The sequence below is a fragment of the Pseudomonas sp. 2822-17 genome, assembly GCF_002742485.1.
GTDB lineage: Bacteria > Pseudomonadota > Gammaproteobacteria > Pseudomonadales > Pseudomonadaceae > Aquipseudomonas > Aquipseudomonas cyclaminis.
This window is the reverse complement of the sequence record NZ_LJRZ01000219.1, coordinates 1-350: the sequence shown is the minus strand read 5'-3', so window position 1 is coordinate 350 and position 350 is coordinate 1. Positions and strand designations below refer to the sequence as shown.

Sequence of the window (350 nt, the reverse complement as noted above, 5' to 3'; positions counted from 1 at the left end):
GAAATAACCACGTATAGAAGCCATGATTGGAATAATAAGCAATGCGGTACTTACCATTCTAATAGCGAATACAGCATCAGCTATTGTGTTTCCTTCAAGTTCTTCAGGATTTAGAAAATTACGTGCAATGGGTTCTGCGAGATAAAATAAAAGAGCGAAAGCAAGGATACCAGTAACAGACATAACTAAAATCCCTGATCGGAATAATCGCTGTACGGTTTGATAGTCCCCTAGTGCATTGTATTTTGATATGAATTTGGAAATAGCAATAGGTATTCCGAGTGTAGATAGGCTTAGAAAAATAGTATAAGGGTTATATCCATATTGATAAAGTGCCAGGCCATCTAGAC

At 36.9% G+C, this 350-nt stretch carries 1 protein-coding gene; it reads right to left on the bottom strand.

Going from position 1 to position 350, the window contains the following annotated elements:
* On the bottom strand, positions 1–350 hold a 350-nt coding region (locus AOA60_RS01655; protein WP_158235014.1), incomplete at both ends, for an oligosaccharide flippase family protein.